At 36.7% G+C, this 18343-nt stretch carries 15 protein-coding genes; 10 read left to right on the forward strand and 5 right to left on the reverse strand.

Going from position 1 to position 18343, the window contains the following annotated elements; translation table 11 throughout:
* Window positions 1-59: 59 nt before the first annotated feature.
* On the reverse strand, window positions 60-854 hold the full coding sequence (gene map / locus AC1DS7_RS03000) for a type I methionyl aminopeptidase (RefSeq protein ID WP_080001788.1): 795 nt from the start codon (window positions 852-854) through the stop codon (window positions 60-62).
* Window positions 855-1011: 157 nt separating this feature from the next.
* Here map and AC1DS7_RS03005 point away from each other — a divergent pair, with 157 nt between their 5' ends.
* The 4 genes from AC1DS7_RS03005 to AC1DS7_RS03020 are packed head-to-tail and all read left to right on the forward strand — an operon-like array spanning window position 1012 to window position 4372.
* Complete coding sequence (locus AC1DS7_RS03005; protein WP_061673819.1) at window positions 1012-1914, forward strand: ABC transporter ATP-binding protein; 903 nt, start codon at window positions 1012-1014, stop codon at window positions 1912-1914.
* The gene (locus AC1DS7_RS03010) at window positions 1911-2645 is read left to right on the forward strand and encodes an ABC transporter permease (RefSeq protein ID WP_215588645.1); all 735 of its coding nucleotides are present in this window, start codon (window positions 1911-1913) and stop codon (window positions 2643-2645) included. Before AC1DS7_RS03005 ends, AC1DS7_RS03010 begins: the two co-directional genes overlap by 4 nt.
* A complete protein-coding gene (locus AC1DS7_RS03015; protein WP_215588644.1) occupies window positions 2646-3773 on the forward strand; it encodes a sensor histidine kinase in 1128 nt (375 codons plus the stop codon).
* Window positions 3770-4372: a response regulator transcription factor gene (locus tag AC1DS7_RS03020; protein ID WP_016102312.1), complete on the forward strand. Its 603-nt coding sequence runs from the start codon at window positions 3770-3772 to the stop codon at window positions 4370-4372. The genes AC1DS7_RS03015 and AC1DS7_RS03020 overlap by 4 nt, the downstream gene beginning before the upstream one ends.
* A gap of 38 nt (window positions 4373-4410) precedes the next feature.
* Here AC1DS7_RS03020 and AC1DS7_RS03025 read toward each other — a convergent pair whose 3' ends face one another.
* Window positions 4411-6171: a M4 family metallopeptidase gene (locus tag AC1DS7_RS03025; protein ID WP_016102311.1), complete on the reverse strand. Its 1761-nt coding sequence runs from the start codon at window positions 6169-6171 to the stop codon at window positions 4411-4413.
* A gap of 170 nt (window positions 6172-6341) precedes the next feature.
* On the opposite strand from AC1DS7_RS03025, the gene plcR reads away from it, so the two are divergent.
* Together plcR and AC1DS7_RS03035 are read left to right on the forward strand one after the other, a co-directional pair.
* Complete coding sequence (plcR, locus tag AC1DS7_RS03030; protein WP_002089781.1) at window positions 6342-7199, forward strand: transcriptional regulator PlcR; 858 nt, start codon at window positions 6342-6344, stop codon at window positions 7197-7199.
* Between the two features lie 87 nt (window positions 7200-7286).
* Window positions 7287-7433: a quorum-sensing peptide PapR gene (locus AC1DS7_RS03035; RefSeq protein ID WP_002034882.1), complete on the forward strand. Its 147-nt coding sequence runs from the start codon at window positions 7287-7289 to the stop codon at window positions 7431-7433.
* Between the two features lie 17 nt (window positions 7434-7450).
* Here AC1DS7_RS03035 and AC1DS7_RS03040 read toward each other — a convergent pair whose 3' ends face one another.
* From AC1DS7_RS03040 to cls, 3 genes are all read right to left on the reverse strand, one after another.
* A complete protein-coding gene (locus AC1DS7_RS03040) occupies window positions 7451-10129 on the reverse strand; it encodes a DUF4084 domain-containing protein (protein WP_016102310.1) in 2679 nt (892 codons plus the stop codon).
* A gap of 128 nt (window positions 10130-10257) precedes the next feature.
* On the reverse strand, window positions 10258-11211 hold the full coding sequence (uvsE, locus tag AC1DS7_RS03045) for a UV DNA damage repair endonuclease UvsE (RefSeq protein WP_016102309.1): 954 nt from the start codon (window positions 11209-11211) through the stop codon (window positions 10258-10260).
* A gap of 33 nt (window positions 11212-11244) precedes the next feature.
* Window positions 11245-12438 carry a cardiolipin synthase gene (gene cls, locus AC1DS7_RS03050; RefSeq protein WP_002089773.1) on the reverse strand — a complete coding sequence of 398 codons (1194 nt, stop codon included), beginning with the start codon at window positions 12436-12438 and terminating at the stop codon, window positions 11245-11247.
* A 378-nt stretch (window positions 12439-12816) separates the two neighbouring features.
* Here cls and AC1DS7_RS03055 point away from each other — a divergent pair, with 378 nt between their 5' ends.
* The 4 genes from AC1DS7_RS03055 (at window position 12817) to AC1DS7_RS03070 (ending at window position 18325) form a co-directional block, all read left to right on the forward strand.
* A complete protein-coding gene (locus tag AC1DS7_RS03055; protein WP_002130078.1) occupies window positions 12817-14928 on the forward strand; it encodes a (Fe-S)-binding protein in 2112 nt (703 codons plus the stop codon).
* Window positions 14929-14937: 9 nt separating this feature from the next.
* A complete protein-coding gene (locus AC1DS7_RS03060) occupies window positions 14938-16221 on the forward strand; it encodes an acetyl-CoA C-acetyltransferase (protein WP_080118323.1) in 1284 nt (427 codons plus the stop codon).
* Window positions 16222-16270: 49 nt separating this feature from the next.
* Window positions 16271-17122 (forward strand): 3-hydroxybutyryl-CoA dehydrogenase, encoded by an 852-nt coding sequence (locus AC1DS7_RS03065; protein ID WP_002016322.1) that lies wholly within the window; start codon window positions 16271-16273, stop codon window positions 17120-17122.
* A gap of 72 nt (window positions 17123-17194) precedes the next feature.
* The gene (locus AC1DS7_RS03070) at window positions 17195-18325 is read left to right on the forward strand and encodes an acyl-CoA dehydrogenase (protein ID WP_016102307.1); all 1131 of its coding nucleotides are present in this window, start codon (window positions 17195-17197) and stop codon (window positions 18323-18325) included.
* Window positions 18326-18343: the final 18 nt, after the last annotated feature.

Genomic DNA, 18343 nt, shown 5'->3' on the forward strand with positions numbered 1-18343 from the left:
AAAAGTAAAAAAAACGACCGCTTTAGTAGAAGAAATCTACAAATCGATCGTTTTTTATTTTAGATTTCTGTTAGAATAATCGGTTCACCGCGTGTTACAACAACTGTATGTTCACATTGTGCAACAAGGCTTTTATCTGGTGTAACGAATGTCCAACCATCATCACCGCGCTCAATAATATGATCAGCTTTCATAGAAATAAATGGTTCTACAGCGATAACAAGGCCGTCTTTTAGAAGCGCATTATCCATTGGATCATAGTAGCTTAAAATGTGGTTTGGAGCTTCGTGTAAGCTAAGACCAATACCGTGACCAGTTAAGTTTTGAATAACGTTATATCCACTTTTATGTGCAAAGTTAGAAACAGCACGACCAATTTGATTTTGTTTTGAGCCAGCTTTTACTTTTTTCATTGCTTCCCAAAATGAGTCTACTGCTGCTTGGCAAAGTTTTTCTTTTTCTTCATCGTCGCCAAGAACAAATGAGATACCTGTATCTGCATAATATCCGTCAAGTGCGGCCGATACGTCTACGTTTACTAAATCGCCTTCTTTTAATACGCGATCGCTTGGAATGCCGTGAGCAACTTCTTCGTTTACACTAATGCAAGTTACACCTGGGAATTTATATTCTTTTTCAGGCGCTGAAATAGCACCGTGCTCATCTAATACTTTTTTACCAATTAAATCAAGCTCTTTCGTTGTCATACCTGGCTTCGCTTGCTTTTTCATTTCTTCGCGTGCAAGTGCAACGATGCGGCCGATTTTTCGTAAACCTTCTAAATCTTGTTCATTACGAATAATCATGAAAACCACTGTCCTTCCTCGAATATATGTCTTATCCGATTGTATCATGTTTATTTTGCTCCTGCTACTCGCGTGCGGTATGCGGGTTGATTCCTCTCATAAAGAATACATGACAATTGTCATATTGATGTCATGACGCATCATACTGTTTCCTAACTTTTCCAGAGCATACAATGTAAATATAAGAAACGGCGGGGGTGGAGAGATGGAAAAGATTATTGAAGTAAATGGTGTTTCTAAAACATTTAAACATAAAAAAGCAGTAAATAACGTTTCATTTCATGTAAATAAAGGGCAAATAGTAGCATTACTCGGTCCAAATGGTGCGGGGAAAACAACGACAATTTCAATGATGCTCGGATTAAAAGATCCGACAGAGGGGAATGTCTCTATATTTGGAAAGAGTCCGAAGCATAGAGATGTTCGTAATAGCCTTGGTGCGATGCTACAAGAAGTAAGTGTGATTGATAGTATCACGGTAGAAGAGGCAATTGAGTTATTCCGTAGTTATTATACGAATCCAGTAGCGAAAGAAACATTACTTCAGCTATCAAATTTAGAATCAGAGCGAAAGCAAAGATGTGAGAAATTATCGGGTGGCCAAAAGAGAAGGTTAAATTTTGCACTGGCACTTGCAGGAAATCCAGAGTTGTTATTTTTAGATGAACCAACTGTAGGGATGGATATTACGTCTCGAAAAACGTTTTGGGAAACGATTAGAAAATTAGCAAGTGAAGGGAAAACGATTATTTTAACAACACATTATTTAGAAGAAGCGGATGCGCTAGCGGATCGAATTTTATTATTTGCGAACGGAAAGATTATCGCAGATGGCACACCAGATGAGATGAAAGCGACGATTTCTAGAAAAACAATCTCGTTTTATTCGAAAGAGAAAATTCCTAAGAGTTTACTAAAGGAATTACCGCATGTAACAGAAGTACAGTCAAATGAAGGGCGCTTCACTTTAACGACGGAAGATACAGATGCCACTTTACAAGCAATTTATCAGAGGAATCTACCTGTAACAGACGTTTCAGTTGAACGTGGAAGCCTCGATGAAGCATTTGAACAGTTTGTTGCAAATCAGAAGGAGGGAATCGCATGAGATCATTATGGATGCAATGTAAAATAGAGGTTTTACGTACGTTCCGCAATAAATTATTCATCTTTTTCTCATTATTAATGCCAGTTATGTTTTATTACATCTTTACAAATGTTGTTCAAGTCCCGCAAAACGGAGATGCATGGAAAGCACATTATTTAATTTCAATGGCGACTTTCAGTATTGTAGGGACTGCCCTTTTTAGTTTCGGTGTGAGACTTTCTCAGGAAAAAGGGCAAGGATGGACACATTTGTTAAAAATTACACCGCTTCCAGAGGGGGCATATTTAGCAGCTAAAATTATTGCTCAAACAGTAGTGAATGCTTTTTCAATCTTAGTTATTTTTATGGCAGGAATATTAATTAATAATGTTGAGTTAACGATAGGTCAATGGATTGGTGCCGGATTATGGTTATTATTAGGCGTGACACCATTTTTAGCACTCGGAACAGTAATAGGTTCGATCAAAAAGGCGGATGCAGCTGCTGGCCTGGCTAATATTTTAAATATGAGCTTAGCTGTAGTTGGCGGATTATGGATGCCAATTGAAGTATTCCCAAAAGTATTAAGAACCATTGGAGAATGGACACCAACATATCATTTTGGTAGCGGGGCATGGGATATTGTAGCTGGAAAATCAATTGGATGGGAAAATATCGCGGTACTAGGAGGTTATTTCCTTATATTTGTTGTAGTATCAATATATATAAGAAAAAGACAGGAAGCGGTATAAATGATAGAGAAGAAGTTTGAGATTTTTCCGAAACAGATGGGTTTCTTCCCATATATGTGGTTAGTGTATCTGTTATTTCCGATTTACCATCTAACGCAGGTATCAGGGTGGAAACTTGGGATAGGAAGCGGTATGTTGGTGCTTTTTATTATCACATACCGTCAACTTTATTTTGTTAATAAGACGTTCATTTTATGGGCATGTATTCAAATGGTACTCATCTTTTTATTTGCCTTATTTTATAATGCTTTTATGATATTTTTTGGTTTTTTCACGGCAAGTGCGATGGGCTTTGCGCCAAGTAAGAAAGTATTTCGAGTGTTGTTAGGACTGTTGATTACAATGCTTGGGGCCTTTATATTCGTATATTTTAAGCATTTAACAACTACAAATTTAGTGAATATAGTTCCAATGTTTATTTTAATGCTTCTTACGCCATTTGGAATGCGTAATTTTAATCAAAAAAAGATGTTGAAAAATCAACTAAACGAAGCAAACGAACAAATTAAAGACTTAGTAAAACGTGAGGAACGGCAGCGAATTGCAAGAGATCTTCATGACACATTAGGACACACACTATCTCTTATTACTTTAAAAAGTCAGCTTGTGGAGAAACTGATTGTGAAGAATCCAGAACGCGCAAGTATAGAGGCGAAGGAGATTACACAAACATCTCGTACCGCTTTAAAACAACTGCGCGAGTTAATTTCGGATATGCGTATGATTACAGTGGAAGAAGAGCTTGAGCAAATAAAGGCGATTTTGCAAGCGGCTAATATTGAATTAGAAGTAAAGCAGGAGGCTAATTCTAGCTCATTATCACCAATTGAACAAAATATTTTAGGAATGTGTTTGCGTGAGGCAGTTACGAATATTGTAAAGCATAGTAAGGCGACGGGGTGCATTGTATCTGTATTAGAATCGCAAGGTGAACTGATTTTGAAAGTAGAGGATAATGGCGTAGGTTTGGAAAATCAAAATCATGATGGAAACGGTATTCGTGGTATGAAGGAGCGGATCGCCCTTATTGATGGGTTTGTTGAACTGGGTACGATAAATCCAGGGACACTATTAATAGTAAAAGTACCAGTTGTTATTAGAACAGGAAAAGATGAGGTGAGGGCATGATTCGAATTATTATTGCAGAAGATCAGCGAATGCTTCGTGGTGCGTTAGGAGCCCTGCTTGATCTAGAGGATGATATTGAAGTAGTTGGTCAGGCTGCGAATGGGGAAGAGGCGTTAAAATTAATCGAATCGCTAAGGCCTGATATAAGTATTATGGATATTGAAATGCCGATTCAAAGTGGTTTAGATGTTGCTGAAGCGCTGAAGAAGGAAAAGTCACCTTGTAAAGTAATGATTTTAACAACATTTGCGCGTCCTGGGTATTTTGAAAGGGCAATGAAAGCTGGTGTGCACGGATATTTGTTAAAAGATAGCCCAAGTGAGGATTTAGCTTCGGCGATTCGTAACGTAATGAAAGGGAAACGAGAGATTTCTCAAGAGTTAATGTTTGGCTTGTGGCAAGAACAGAATCCGTTATCGGATCGTGAAAAAGAAGTGCTATTACTTGCGAAAGAGGGAAAGACAGCAAATGAAATTGCGAAGGCACTTTATCTTTCACCTGGTACAGTGCGTAATTATATTTCTGAAGTATTAACGAAGCTCGATGCGAAAAATAGGATTGAGGCAATTACAATTGCGGAAGAAAAGGGATGGATATAAAAAGAAGTTTACCTATAGTCGGTAAACTTCTTTTTTGCTTATTTTCCTTGTTGTACTTCTACTACTTTATTAATTTTTGCTAGTGCTTTATATCCATGTGCTTGGAAAGCCTTTTCGAATTCTGTTGCTGTCGTATTACCATATAAGTCTTTTGCAGCTTGTACAATGTGAGATTGAAGTGATTCAAAATCTTCTGCTGAAGTTGCGTAGTTTTGCAATGCATGCATAACAACTTTACTTACTTTTTCATTTCCTTGTCTTTGAACAGATATACTGTTATACGTTTTACCTTCAGCTAATTGATATAATACATGGCTAATGATTCCGGAATTCACGTGAGATTCTTGATCATTTCCATCATTATAGAAATCTTGTAAGTTTGTATATAGTTTGTTGCCGCCGTCACCAATTTCCCCTGGGATGTCACGAATTGTTAGACCACCTAACGTATCACCCATAATCCAATTTCCTTTATCTTTCTTTACGTAATATTCTATTTGTGTACCCCAAAAATCTGCTAGACCTTCATTTAGCGCAGATGTTTCAGCACTTGGATATCGCACAATTTTATTTTTCGTCGTACCACTAAATACAGCATGTCCAAATTCATGCGCTGTCACGTCAAGAGCAGAGGTTAATTTTCCATTTAGCCCGTCACCAAAGACCATTTGATTCCAACCTGGATGCCAAAATGCATTTACATAGTTTTCTTTTACACCATCACTAACTTCAGTAGAATCAAATCCGTGGACGCTAGCAACAACTTTTGAGTCTTTATTATCGTAACTTTTCAGATTATGTTCTTTCTTAAAATAGTCGTAAATATCACTCATATTTTTCATAACACCAGCTGCTTCTTTATCTAAGAAGTTAGAGTTATCGCTTGAAATAAGTGTCCCTGGATAACCAGCTTGGCTATCGCCACCAAGGGAATCAGCATAGTTTGCGTTGTAAATATAAATACCATTTCCGCGGGATAAATCAGCTAAATAAAATTTTCCATCAGAGCCTTTCGCAATATTAAATAATACATTTTCTTGCAGCGCATTTTTCCCAGTTCCTTGTTCTTTCGCTGGTGATAGTTTAGGTGCTGTTACTTGATTAATATTTTTATTTTCTTTATTTTTAATAAACTTTTCTTGGAAAAGTACTTCACCAGTTTGTAAGTCCATGATTGCATTTCCGTTTATAACTTGTTCATTGTTTTCATAAGTAAATGTAAGGACCGTTGCGTATGTATAGTAGCCATCTTTTTTCTTATAAACTACCGTTTCGCTAGAAAATTCTGTTTCTGTCGCATCACTTGGAATTTGAAGTATATTGCGTAATTTAGATTTTACTTCATTTTTCGACAAAAAATTTGTTATAGTAAGATTAAGTTGTTGGTCTAAATTTTGGGCAACTTTACCACTAACAGTTGTAATTACTCCATTTTTATCTACTTTTACAATGAGATCTTGACCATATACTTTATAGTTTTTGTATGTTTGTGCAAGGCGTAATTCGGTTTGATTTTCTTTTGTTTCTTTATTTGTAGGTTGAAAATCGACATTCTTTTCAGTAGTAACTTGCTCTTGTTGAGCTTTAGCCCCATTTACCTCACCTTTTAAATACTTTTTAGCAATATTCTCTTTTGTATCGTTTTGAGGTTGTGTTAATTTTCCAATTGTTAAACCAGGCTGAGCAATTTCAACTTTTACTTCATTTTTATCTAATTCTTGAGCGTGAATAGCTTCTGTTGATAAAGGACAAAGAAGACCGAATGTAACGAAAGCACTAGCAAGTTTTCTATAATTCATCTATAACACTCCTAATCTTGTATTGTGTATGTGAGATGAATTGTATGAGGAATTAGCCGAATTTTATATATATTATGCATTATTTCATATCAAAAATTGTCGAATGCACATTATTGTAGTGGTATGACAACTTAAAAAATTAGATTGTTATAATGGGACGGTGAGCAAGTATGCACGCAGAAAAACTAGGAAGCGAAATAAAGAAAATTAGGGGAATGAGAGGATTAACACAGAAACAACTCTCCGATAATGTATGTCATCAATCGGAGGTGAGCAGAATTGAGTCGGGCGCGGTATACCCAAGTATGGATATATTGCAAGGTATTGCAGCAAAATTACAAGTTCCCATTATTCATTTTTATGAGGTACTCATTTATTCCAATATTGAGAAGAAAAAGCAGTTTAAAGATCAAATTATTGTACTTTGTAAGCAAAAGAAATATAAAGAAATTTATAATAAAGTATGGAATGAGCTGAAAAAGGAAGAATATCACCCTGAGTTTCAGCAGTTTCTTCAATGGCAATATCATGTATCTGCGTATGTGTTGAAGAAGATTGATTATGAATATTGTATTCTAGAGTTAAAAAAGCTACTAAATCAACAATTAACTGGGATAGATATGTATCAAAATCTTTATATAGAAAATGCAATTGCAAATATTTATGCTGAAAATAGCTATTTTAAGAAGAGCATTGAGTTATTTGAAGATATATTAAAACAATTAGAGGCATTGCATGATAATGAAGAATTTGACGTGAAGGTAAGGTATAATCATGCAAAAGCATTATACTTAGATGATCAATATGAAGAGTCACTTTATCAAGTAAATAAAGCGATTGAAATATCATGCCGAATTAATAGTATGGCATTAATTGGACAGCTATATTATCAAAGAGGTGAATGCCTAGGGAAGTTGGAGTATGATGGGGCAGAGATTGAAGATGCATATAAAAAAGCAAGTTTCTTTTTTGATATATTAGAAATGCATGCATATAAAGAAGCGCTCGCAAATAAAATTAGTAGATAAAAAGCCTAAAAAATGGATATGCATAATTGCATACGATATGGATAAATTTTCATGATATATTAAAAGAAAAAACGTGGGTGATGGAATATGAAGAAACTACTTATTGGTAGTCTATTAACGTTAGCAATGGCATGGGGTATTTCACTAGGGGATACAGCTTTAGAGAAAAGCCAAGTAATTTCTCATAACGATCAAGAGGTACAATTAGCTGCGGATCTACCTTTTGAATATTAAAAAAACAACCGTCTTACTTAGACGGTTGTTTTTTTGTGGAGTAACATCCAAACATCTTTACTAGAAACAGGTTTGCTAAAGAGGAATCCTTGAATATGGTCACAGTTTTGTTCATGTAAAAACTTCCATTGTTCTTCTGTTTCTACACCTTCCGCAATAACCTCTAAATTTAATTCTTTTGATAGCGTAATAATGGAAGCGATAATGGCTTCTTCTAAAGGGCTATTTGTAATTCCACAAATAAATTCTCGAGCAATTTTTAATGTATTGATTGGATATTTCGTTAAATAAGCTAAAGAACTATAACCAGTTCCAAAATCATCAATTGAAATTTGAATACCAAGATTTTGAAGTTCTTCTAGTTTAGCAATTACAGAATGATTTTGATTAATCGCGATACTTTCTGTAATCTCAATATCTAGCGCTTCCGGCTTTAGTTCGGTTTCTTCCAAGACTTTTGAAATAGTTGATATTAAATCTGCGTGATTGAATTGAACAACAGATAAATTTACACCAACCTTTAAGTGAGAAAATCCTTGGTTATGCCACTTTTTTGCTTCTAAGCAGGCGGTACGTAAAATCCAATTACCAAGTTCAATAATAAATCCTGTTTCCTCTGCTAGAGGAATGAATTGGGCGGGGGATACAATTCCGAGTTTTGGATGTTTCCAGCGAATTAATGCCTCAAAACCGATAATTTGTTTTGTTTTTGTATTTACTTGTGGTTGATATTCAAGGAAAAATTCATTTTGTTGTAGAGCTTTTGAAAGTTCACCTTCTAGGAAGTGTATTTCATTTTGCGCAATACTCATTTCTTTTGAGAAGAAAATAAATCTATTTTTTCCATTAGCCTTTGCTCGATACATAGCCATATCTGCATTTTTCATTAATTCGGTTACATCGGTTCCGTAGTCAGGGTACATCGCAATTCCGATACTCGGTGTAACAGAAAGTTCTTCATCTTTAATAAAGTAAGGCTTATTTAAAATAGTTAAAATTTGTTCAGCCATAAAAGAAGCACTTTTTTCAGAGTACATATCTGGTAATAGAATCGTAAATTCATCTCCGCCTTGGCGGGCAACGATATCTTTTGAACGCAAACATCCACGTAATCTTTTTGCTACTTCAATTAATAATAAATCTCCGACATCATGGCCGAGTCGATCGTTAATTTTTTTAAATCGATCTAAGTCGAGGAACATGACCGCAACGTCATTAGTGGTGTTTTGAGCTGTATTTAAAATCGTTTTTAAATCTTTTTCGAATTTCCGTCGATTCGGTAGTCCTGTAAGTGCATCATGGAAAGCCATATGCTCTACTTGCTTTTGTTTTTCATATAAAGTTGTAATATCACGTGCGATACCAAACATCCCAACAACTTCTTTATTTATAAAAATAGGGATGAATGTAATGTGAAGGTGATAATAATAGCCTTCTTTTTCTTTTGTACGAATTTCTAGAGTTTGTGGTCTACCTTCTTTTGTAATTTGTAAAGATTTCTTCAATAATTCATGATCTTGTGGATCAATGAAGTGTTGAAGAGAATAGCTTGTTACTTCACAATAATAGGCTGTAAATAAACTTTCACAAGCCTTATTAGATTGTTTAAAAATCCCGTTCATATTTAAAGAAAAAACAGCATCAGGATGATCTTCGAATAAAGATTTATAACGTTGTTCACTTTTTGATAGGGCAGATACGCCTTCTTCAACTTCATCTTCTAGTTGTGTAGTCAACTGTTCATACGTATCGATTAATACTTGATTATCTTTCCACATGTAAAGTTGTCGTAGGAATAATAATACTAGTGATAATACTAGACCGATTAGCATGAACTTATCATCCCAAGGTTGAATAACAACAAAGGAAAAAGTAATGATTATACTAAAATAAGGTAATATAAAGCGTACATAATCGAATCGATAATATTTCGTTTTCGTTTCATGTTGCATTGGTTTATCCAAAATGTACAGTATGGAAGACAAACCAATTAATAAAATTGAAGCAGTATGTATTAAGTAAGAGACTTCAGAAGAAGTTTCCATCCCTGCGTTTAATTGAAACAGATGTATATATCCGTACACAAGTATGATAGTAAAGCCGATAATTAATGAAATTCTGCTAGAAGAATATTGTTCTCTTCTATATAGGCTAATAACGGCGTAAATTACTAATGATTGTGCAATAAAGTATCCAATTAAAACCCAGGTATCTGTTGTTAACATACGAAAGCTTGAAAGATCCAAAATAAAAGTTAAGGTAAAATAAATATTCATAATAACAATAAAGATGCTATCGAATGAAAATTGAGCAAGGCCTCTAATTGAGTAATGTTTTATGAACTTTATAGCAAAGCCAGAGAAGAGTAAAATATATTGTACGATGAAAAAGGGCAACGCCTTATATGAGAATATGACTTGATCATATATAGAAAGTGAATGAAGAAATAAAGTTATCTCCATTGTCAATCCACATAGGCAAGTGCATAGTACTAAAACCCAAAATAGTTTGTCACCGCGCTTCATTTTCTTAATTGCTTTATATAGGCAATAGCAAGAAAAGAGTGTAGCAAAACAAAATAAGAAGAGAATGCCAATTTCTTTTATATTCAAGCTCTTAGGAATAAGGAATATCCAAAGAAAAAATATAATTATATACATCATGACAAAGTGTACATATTTTTTTTGATTAATCATATTATGACTCCGTTTCAATAAAGTTGAATCGCAGGTGGAAAATGCTAATTCCAATCATAGCATATAAAATAGGGTGTTTTTTACTAGAAAAATTACTTTTTTTGAAAAAAATAGCGCAACATTACAATTTACCATTGCAATGTTGCGCTATTTATTCTTTTTATTCCTCTTATAGAGGCTAGTTCACATATTAATTGTAGCATTGCTAAATCTTTCTGTTTACTTTCAATCATAATATCAAAATTATGATTAATTTTTTTTGTAATGTGTAAAAAGGGTTTAATAAATTCTAAATCAATATAATCTGCGTGGGCCCTAAATTCTTTTTCAGATCTAGGAGAAGAAATATGAACTTTAGGAAGGACATTTGTATGTGACCAAGTTTTAAATATCATAGGAAGCAATTCTTCTAGCGGTTCATTACAAAGGTTCGCTATGTGATGATGATAATCGAACACGAAAGGGATTTTTTCTTTTTGACAAATAGCCAAAGTTTCAGAAGTTGTATACGTTTTATCGTCATTTTCAAGGGTCATTTGTCTTTTTATATGGTAAGGGAGTTTTTGTATGTTTTCATGAAAATGTTCGATTGCCTTTTCCTTATTTCCATACGCGCCACCTACATGTATATTAATGTAGGAAGAATCTGCAATTCCCATAGCATTTAACACGTTATAATGATAGGTCATATCTGTAATTGCATTAGTTGTAATATGTGGTTTGTCGCTTGTAAATAGTGTGAATTGGTTTGGGTGAAAACTTACGCGTAAATTGTGTTCTTGAATTAATGCTCCTATTTTACGCCATAGTGGAGCAAATATTTGAATGTAATCAAATTCAACTTCAGGATGTGTTGCAAGCGGGACGATAGAAGATGATAAACGATATAATGGAATTTCGTGTGCAATATTGTAATGAAGGATGCGTATTGTGTGTTCTAGATTTTGCAGTGTAACATTATATAATTTATCTTCACGCTCTTGTTTTTTTAGCTTTTTCCAGCTTGTAAATGTCATTGTTTTGGCAGGCGAACAGTCCCATAATGCCGTAGCATGTGAGACATATCCAAATCGAATTATCATATGTGATGCACCTCATTGGCCCTTGAAATTTCTCTATAAAAAGAACGCGAGTATCGTTCCTATCCATTCCTTTCCTCTATCGATAATGGAGAGAGGATTGACATCTTCGAAGGAAAGTAATAAGGAGCGTTCCAAATCTTCCTCGAATTTACGTTTTACTTCTTGTATGAAATGTTTATCGTATAAAAGGCAATTGATTTCATGGTTAATATATATACTTCTCATATCGAAATTAGCAGTTCCGATATCACAAGTATGATCGTCTACTATAATAATTTTTGCGTGGAAAAATCCTTGCTGAAAAGCGTAAATATTACAACCAGCTTGTATTAACTTTCGGCAATATGGGAATTTTGCTTCTCGAACGAGGGCGTGATCAGCTTTTTGTGGAACGAGAATAGTTATTTGAACCCCACGTTTTCGCGCTTTTAATAATGCATTCATAATTTTTTTTCCAGGAATAAAATATGGTGTACCGATAAAGAGTTCTTTTTTCGCGCTTTCGATTAAATGTAAAAATGTATTTTGTAAATAGGCACCATCAGTAGGGATGAAACGATGTAGAATGGTCCCTGGTTGTTGCATAGGAAAATAAAGAGATGAATCTAATAAATTTTGGTCTGTATCGTCGAGCCAATCATGTAAAAATTGTTTTTGTAAATCTTGTATCCCTTCTCCTGTAAGACGTAAATGATAATCTCGCCATAACCCTAACCTTTGATTATGCCCTAAATATTCCTCGCCAATGTTAAATCCACCAATATAACCAATTTTCCCGTCAATAACTGTAATTTTTCTATGGTTTCTTTGATTTGCAGAAAAGAAAGGAAAAGGAAATTTCACTTTATGACAAAATGAAAAAGAGACACCATGTTTTTGTAGGGAGTAAATCGCTTCTTTTGATAAATAATGACTTCCAAATCGGTCGAGTAAAAGTCTTACTTCAATTCCTTCTTGTGCTTTATCGATAAGTAACTTTAAAAACGTACGACTTATATCATCGTTTTTTACAATAAAAAATAAAACGTGCACATGGTGTTTAGCTTGTTTTATATCAGTAAAGAGAGCATCGTATAGATCATTTCCGTATGTATAAAGGCGAAAATCACTTTGACGTAAAGGGAAAGAACGAGAACGTACACGCTTTAAATGAACAATTCTCCCATATGAAAGGTCGATTGTAATCCAGAGAGCGCTGCCTAATAACAAGAGAGATAAGAAAAACATAAGTAAATTCCCTCCTTCACGGTCTTTTCACCATCAATTTTTTACAAATCAAAATTTCACTGTATCCCGCTATTTGCGGGCAGTAAGACTCCCACCTAAAGCAAAGAAGTTGGTTGGGATTCGGCCGCCCGTAAAAGTCCGATTGGTGAGGGCTAATAATCAGTAGGGAATAAACAGCTCTCTACTGATTAAAGTTTCACTTTATAGTTTCACCGAAATAAACAGCTTTATTAAAAAATGTGTTGTTGTATAACAAAAAACTGTTGACTGAATGCTCACTCATTATATAATGGGAATAGGGGATATAATTCAGAAAATTATATATTTTCGAAGATTCTAAAAAAGAAAGAGAGCTTACAAAGAGAGGGGTAGCATAAAATGAATAGCTTACTAATCATTAATTGGCTGGCTGCCATTGCTGTTATTGCTTATGCGGGGTATTTGTTTGTATATCTTATACGAACAAGGATGGCCTACATACAATTAGGAAAAAAGATTGAATTTGACCGTCGTTTTAAAGAGCGTTGGGATCTTCTTAAGGTCAATGTTTTCGGTCAGAAAAAGCTGCTGAAAGATAAAAAGAGCGGCATCATTCACGTTATGTTCTTTTACGGATTTATTCTTGTCCAATTTGGAGCAATTGACTTCGTTTGGAAAGGACTTGCACCAGGATCGCATCTTCCACTTGGACCACTATACCCTGCATTTACATTCTTCCAGGAAATTGTCACACTCGTTATTTTAATTGCAGTCTTTTGGGCTTTTCATAGACGCTATATTGAAAAGCTTGTTCGTTTGAAACGTAATTTTAAATCAGGCCTTGTTCTTATCTTTATTGGTGGCTTAATGATTTCTGTGCTACTTGGTAATGGGATGGGAATTATATGGCACGGCGAGGAGCTTTCATGGAGTGAACCGATCGCTTCTGCAATCGCTTACGTTTTCTCGGGATTAAATGAAACCGTAGCCATTTCAGTGTTCTATTTCTCTTGGTGGGTGCATTTACTAATTTTGTTAACGTTTTTAGTTTATGTTCCACAATCAAAACATGCGCATTTAATTGCTGGACCAGTTAACGTGTTTTTTGGTCGTCTTTCAAATCCGGGAAAACTTGAAAAAATTGATTTTGAAGATGAAACACAAGAAACATTCGGTGTTGGTAAAATTGAAGACTTTAGACAAAATCAACTTATCGACTTATATTCCTGCGTCGAATGTGGTCGTTGTACAAATATGTGTCCGGCAACAGGAACAGGGAAAATGTTATCACCGATGGATTTAATTTTAAAACTTCGTGATCATTTAACTGATAAAGGAGCAGCGGTAACATCAAAAGCACCGTGGGTTCCAGTTGTTGCTTTTAATAATACACAAGGAAATCAGTTAGCGATGATGGCAGCTGGAAAAGGACAACAAGAATCAGCGGCTACAGCGCTAGCGTACGACCCAAGTTTAATCGGAGACGTTATTACAGAAGAAGAGATTTGGGCGTGTACAACGTGCCGTAACTGTGAGGACCAGTGCCCAGTTATGAATGAGCATGTTGACAAAATTATTGATTTACGCCGCTATCTCGTTTTAACAGAAGGAAAAATGGACGCGGAAGCGCAGCGTGCAATGACAAACATTGAGCGTCAAGGTAATCCGTGGGGACTGAACCGTAAAGAGCGTGAAACATGGCGCCAAGGTGACGATGAAGTAACAGTTCCAACTGTAAAGGAGAAATCAAAAGCTGGCGAAGAGTTTGAATACTTATTCTGGGTCGGATCAATGGGTTCGTATGACAATCGCAGTCAGAAGATTGCGATATCATTTGCGAAGCTAATGAATGAAGCAGGCATTTCATTCGCAATTCTTGGTAATAAGGAAAAGAACTCTGGTGATACACCGCGCCGCCTTGGAAATGAATTTGTATTCCAGGAAATGGCGACTAAAAATATTGAAGAATTTGAAAAAGCAGGAGTGAAGAAAATCGTTACGATTGACCCTCATGCTTATAACACTTTTAAAAATGAGTACCCGGACTTTGGCTTACAAGCAGAAGTCTATCATCATACAGAATTACTAGCCCAGTGGGTGAAGGAAGGTCGTTTAAAACCTGTCCATTCTATTGAAGAGACAGTTACGTACCATGATTCCTGTTACTTAGGAAGATACAACGAAGTATACGAAGCGCCGCGCGATATTCTAAAAGCAATTCCAGGTGTAAACCTTGTAGAAATGGCGCGTAACCGTGAAACGGGAATGTGCTGTGGTGCGGGTGGCGGCCTAATGTGGATGGAAGAAACGACAGGTTCTCGTATTAACGTTGCTCGTACAGAACAAGCGCTAGCTGTACAGCCGTCAATTATCGGTACAGGATGCCCGTATTGCTTAACGATGATTAGTGACGGCACGAAAGCGAAAGAAGTTGAAGAAACAGTTCAAACTTTGGACGTAACAGAGATTTTAGAACGCTCAGTTATCGGACAGAAGAAAGAAGCAATGTAGTTTGTAGGAATACATTCAAATTTAGAAAGAGGTGCAATAATTGCACCTCTTCTAGGCGCAAGGATACCGAGCGAGCGCTCGGTGCTAAAAAAAGAAATGGGGGAAAGAAACATGAGTAAAACAGTTATTTTAAGTGCTGCAAGAACACCGGTTGGAAAATTTGGAGGAACTTTAAAAGACGTGAAAGCAACAGAGCTTGGAGGAATCGTAATTAAGGCAGCGCTTGAAAGGGCGAATGTTTCCGCTAGTGATGTTGAAGAAGTTATATTTGGAACGGTTATCCAAGGAGGGCAAGGACAAATTCCATCACGCCAAGCAGCAAGAGCGGCCGGCATTCCTTGGGAAGTGCAGACAGAAACAGTAAATAAAGTTTGTGCATCAGGGCTTCGCGCAGTTACGTTAGCAGATCAAATTATTCGCACTGGTGACCAATCACTGATTGTAGCTGGTGGAATGGAATCGATGAGTAACAGCCCTTACATTTTACGAGGGGCAAGATGGGGATACAGAATGGGTAACAACGAAGTTATCGATTTAAACGTTGCAGACGGTTTAACGTGCGCATTTTCAGGTATACACATGGGTGTTTATGGCGGAGAAGTTGCGAAGGAAGATGGAATCTCTCGCGAAGCACAAGATGAATGGGCATATCGTAGCCATCAACGTGCGGTTTCGGCACATAAAGAAGGGCGTTTTGAAGAGGAGATTGTACCAGTAACAATTCAGCAAAGAAAAGGCGATCCTATCGTCGTGGCTAAGGATGAGGCGCCACGCGCGGATACAACGATTGAAAAATTAGCGAAATTAAAGCCTGTATTTGATAAGACGTCAGCGGTGACAGCAGGTAATGCTCCGGGACTAAATGATGGCGGTGCTGCACTTGTATTAATGAGCGAGGACAGAGCGAAGCAAGAAGGAAGAAAACCATTAGCGACAATTTTGGCGCATACGGCGATTGCGGTAGAATCGAAGGATTTCCCAAGAACGCCAGGTTATGCAATTAATGAATTGCTGAAAAAGACAGGTAAGACAATTGAAGACATAGATCTATTTGAAATCAATGAGGCATTTGCGGCTGTAGCAATTGCAAGTACAGAAATCGCAGGGATCGATCCGGAAAAATTGAATGTAAATGGCGGTGCTGTAGCAATGGGGCATCCAATTGGAGCGAGCGGAGCACGTATTATCGTTACACTTATCCATGCACTGAAGCAGCGCGGCGGCGGAATTGGAATTGCTTCTATTTGTAGCGGTGGCGGTCAAGGTGATGCAGTGATGATTGAAGTTCACTAATTAAGATTAGAAGATATATAGTTTATTAACAATTAAGGGGGAAGAACAAATGAGTGTACAAAAGATTGTTGTAATCGGTGCAGGGCAAATGGGTTCAGGTATCGCACAAGTGTGTGCAATGGCAGGCTATGATGTGAAAGTGCAAGATTTAAAGCAAGAGCAATTAGATAGAGGGCTAGCTGTTATTTCGAAAAATTTAGCCCGCCAAGTAGAAAAAGGCCGTATGAAGGAAGAAGAGAAAGATGCGACTTTAAATCGTCTTACATGGACGCTCGATTTAAATAGTGTCAAAGAAGCTGATCTTATTATTGAAGCAGCTGTTGAAAAAATGGATATTAAAAAGAAAATTTTTGCGAATTTAGATGAAATCGCTCCAGAACACGCAATTTTAGCGACGAATACGTCATCGTTACCAATTACGGAAATTGCAGCGGTAACGAAACGTCCTGAGAAAGTAATCGGCATGCACTTTATGAATCCAGTTCCAGTTATGAAACTCGTTGAAATTATTCGTGGTTTAGCTACAGATGATGCAGTGTACGAAACGATTGAGGATATTACGAAAAAAATCGGGAAAGTGCCAGTTGAAGTAAATGATTTCCCAGGGTTTGTATCGAACCGTATTTTATTACCGATGATTAACGAAGCGATTTATACGTTATACGAAGGAGTAGCGACGAAAGAAGCGATTGATGAAGTAATGAAACTCGGTATGAATCATCCGATGGGACCTCTTACGTTAGCTGACTTTATCGGTTTAGATACGTGTTTATACATTATGGAAGTGTTGCATGAAGGATTAGGAGATAGTAAATATCGCCCATGTCCATTATTACGTAAGTATGTGAATGCAGGATGGTTAGGACGTAAAACGGGTCGTGGTTTCTACGTTTACGAATAAAGGCCTCCCTTTATTGAAGTAGTGGTCTTACCAGATTGTTAAAAAGATATATAGCAAACGGAGGCGAAGTACATGAATTTTCACTTTACTGAAGAGCAACAAATGATGAGGAAAATGGTTCGAGATTTTGCACAGAAGGAAATAGCTCCCTTTGTTCCTAGTATGGAACAAGGGGTGTTCCCGAAAGAGATTTTGCAAAAGATGGGTGAGCTTGGACTAATGGGTATTCCAGCACCTGCAAAATATGGCGGGGCAGAAATGGATTTTATTTCTTACATTCTAGCAATTGAGGAAATTTCAAAGGTAAGTGCAACGGTTGGTGTAATTTTAGCTGTACATACGTCAGTTGGAATGAATCCGATTTTATACTTCGGAACAGAAGAACAGAAGCAGAAATATGTTTCTAAATTGGCGACTGGTGAATATTTAGGCGCATTTGCTCTAACAGAACCGAATGCAGGATCAGATGCAGGTAGTTTGAAATCAAGAGCTGTAAAGAAAGACGATCACTACATCATTAATGGATCGAAAGTCTTTATTACAAATGGTGGTGAAGCAAGTACATATATCGTCTTCGCGTCTACAAATCCAGATGCGGGGAAAAGCGGGATTTCAGCATTTATAGTAGAGAAAGATACACCAGGCTTAATCATCGGAAAAGATGAGCATAAGATGGGGCTTCTTGGTTCTCGTACAGTACAACTTACGTTTGAAGATATGAAAGTACCGGCCGAGAATTTACTTGGTGAAGAAGGACAAGGATTTAAGGTGGCAATGGCGAATTTAGATGTTGGACGAATTGGGATCGGAGCGCAGGCATTAGGAATCGCGGAAGCGGCGCTTGCATGTTCGATTGATTATGCGAAAGAGCGCGAGCAATTCGGCAAGCCAATTGCGGCGCAGCAAGGAATCGGATTCAAACTTGCAGATATGGCGACTAGCGTAGAAGCAGCGCGATTACTTGTATACAGAGCGGCATCGCTAAGAGCACAAGGGTTACCATGCGGTAAAGAAGCTTCTATTGCGAAATTATTTGCTTCTAAGACGGCCGTTGAAGTTGCGATTGAAGCGGTGCAAGTATTTGGCGGTTACGGTTATACGAAAGATTATCCAGTAGAAAGATTTTTCCGTGATGCGAAGATCACGCAAATATATGAAGGAACGAGCGAAATACAAAAGCTTGTAATTAGTCGAGCTTTATAAAAAGGCAGAGGGGGAGAC

It is taken from the genome of Bacillus sp. P4_E1, assembly GCF_056401715.1.

Bases quoted from the DNA above. Each gene is read 5' to 3' on its own strand.
- AC1DS7_RS03025 (WP_016102311.1), bottom strand. From the start codon at position 6,171: ATGAATTATAGAAAACTTGCTAGTGCTTTCGTTACATTCGGTCTTCTT.
- AC1DS7_RS03040 (WP_016102310.1), bottom strand. From the start codon at position 10,129: ATGATTAATCAAAAAAAATATGTACACTTTGTCATGATGTATATAATT.
- AC1DS7_RS03035 (WP_002034882.1), top strand. From the start codon at position 7,287: ATGAAGAAACTACTTATTGGTAGTCTATTAACGTTAGCAATGGCATGG.
- AC1DS7_RS03055 (WP_002130078.1), top strand. From the start codon at position 12,817: ATGAATAGCTTACTAATCATTAATTGGCTGGCTGCCATTGCTGTTATT.
- cls (WP_002089773.1), bottom strand. From the start codon at position 12,438: ATGTTTTTCTTATCTCTCTTGTTATTAGGCAGCGCTCTCTGGATTACA.
- plcR (WP_002089781.1), top strand. From the start codon at position 6,342: ATGCACGCAGAAAAACTAGGAAGCGAAATAAAGAAAATTAGGGGAATG.
- AC1DS7_RS03065 (WP_002016322.1), top strand. From the start codon at position 16,271: ATGAGTGTACAAAAGATTGTTGTAATCGGTGCAGGGCAAATGGGTTCA.
- map (WP_080001788.1), bottom strand. From the start codon at position 854: ATGATACAATCGGATAAGACATATATTCGAGGAAGGACAGTGGTTTTC.
- uvsE (WP_016102309.1), bottom strand. From the start codon at position 11,211: ATGATAATTCGATTTGGATATGTCTCACATGCTACGGCATTATGGGAC.
- AC1DS7_RS03010 (WP_215588645.1), top strand. From the start codon at position 1,911: ATGAGATCATTATGGATGCAATGTAAAATAGAGGTTTTACGTACGTTC.
- AC1DS7_RS03020 (WP_016102312.1), top strand. From the start codon at position 3,770: ATGATTCGAATTATTATTGCAGAAGATCAGCGAATGCTTCGTGGTGCG.
- AC1DS7_RS03015 (WP_215588644.1), top strand. From the start codon at position 2,646: ATGATAGAGAAGAAGTTTGAGATTTTTCCGAAACAGATGGGTTTCTTC.
- AC1DS7_RS03070 (WP_016102307.1), top strand. From the start codon at position 17,195: ATGAATTTTCACTTTACTGAAGAGCAACAAATGATGAGGAAAATGGTT.
- AC1DS7_RS03005 (WP_061673819.1), top strand. From the start codon at position 1,012: ATGGAAAAGATTATTGAAGTAAATGGTGTTTCTAAAACATTTAAACAT.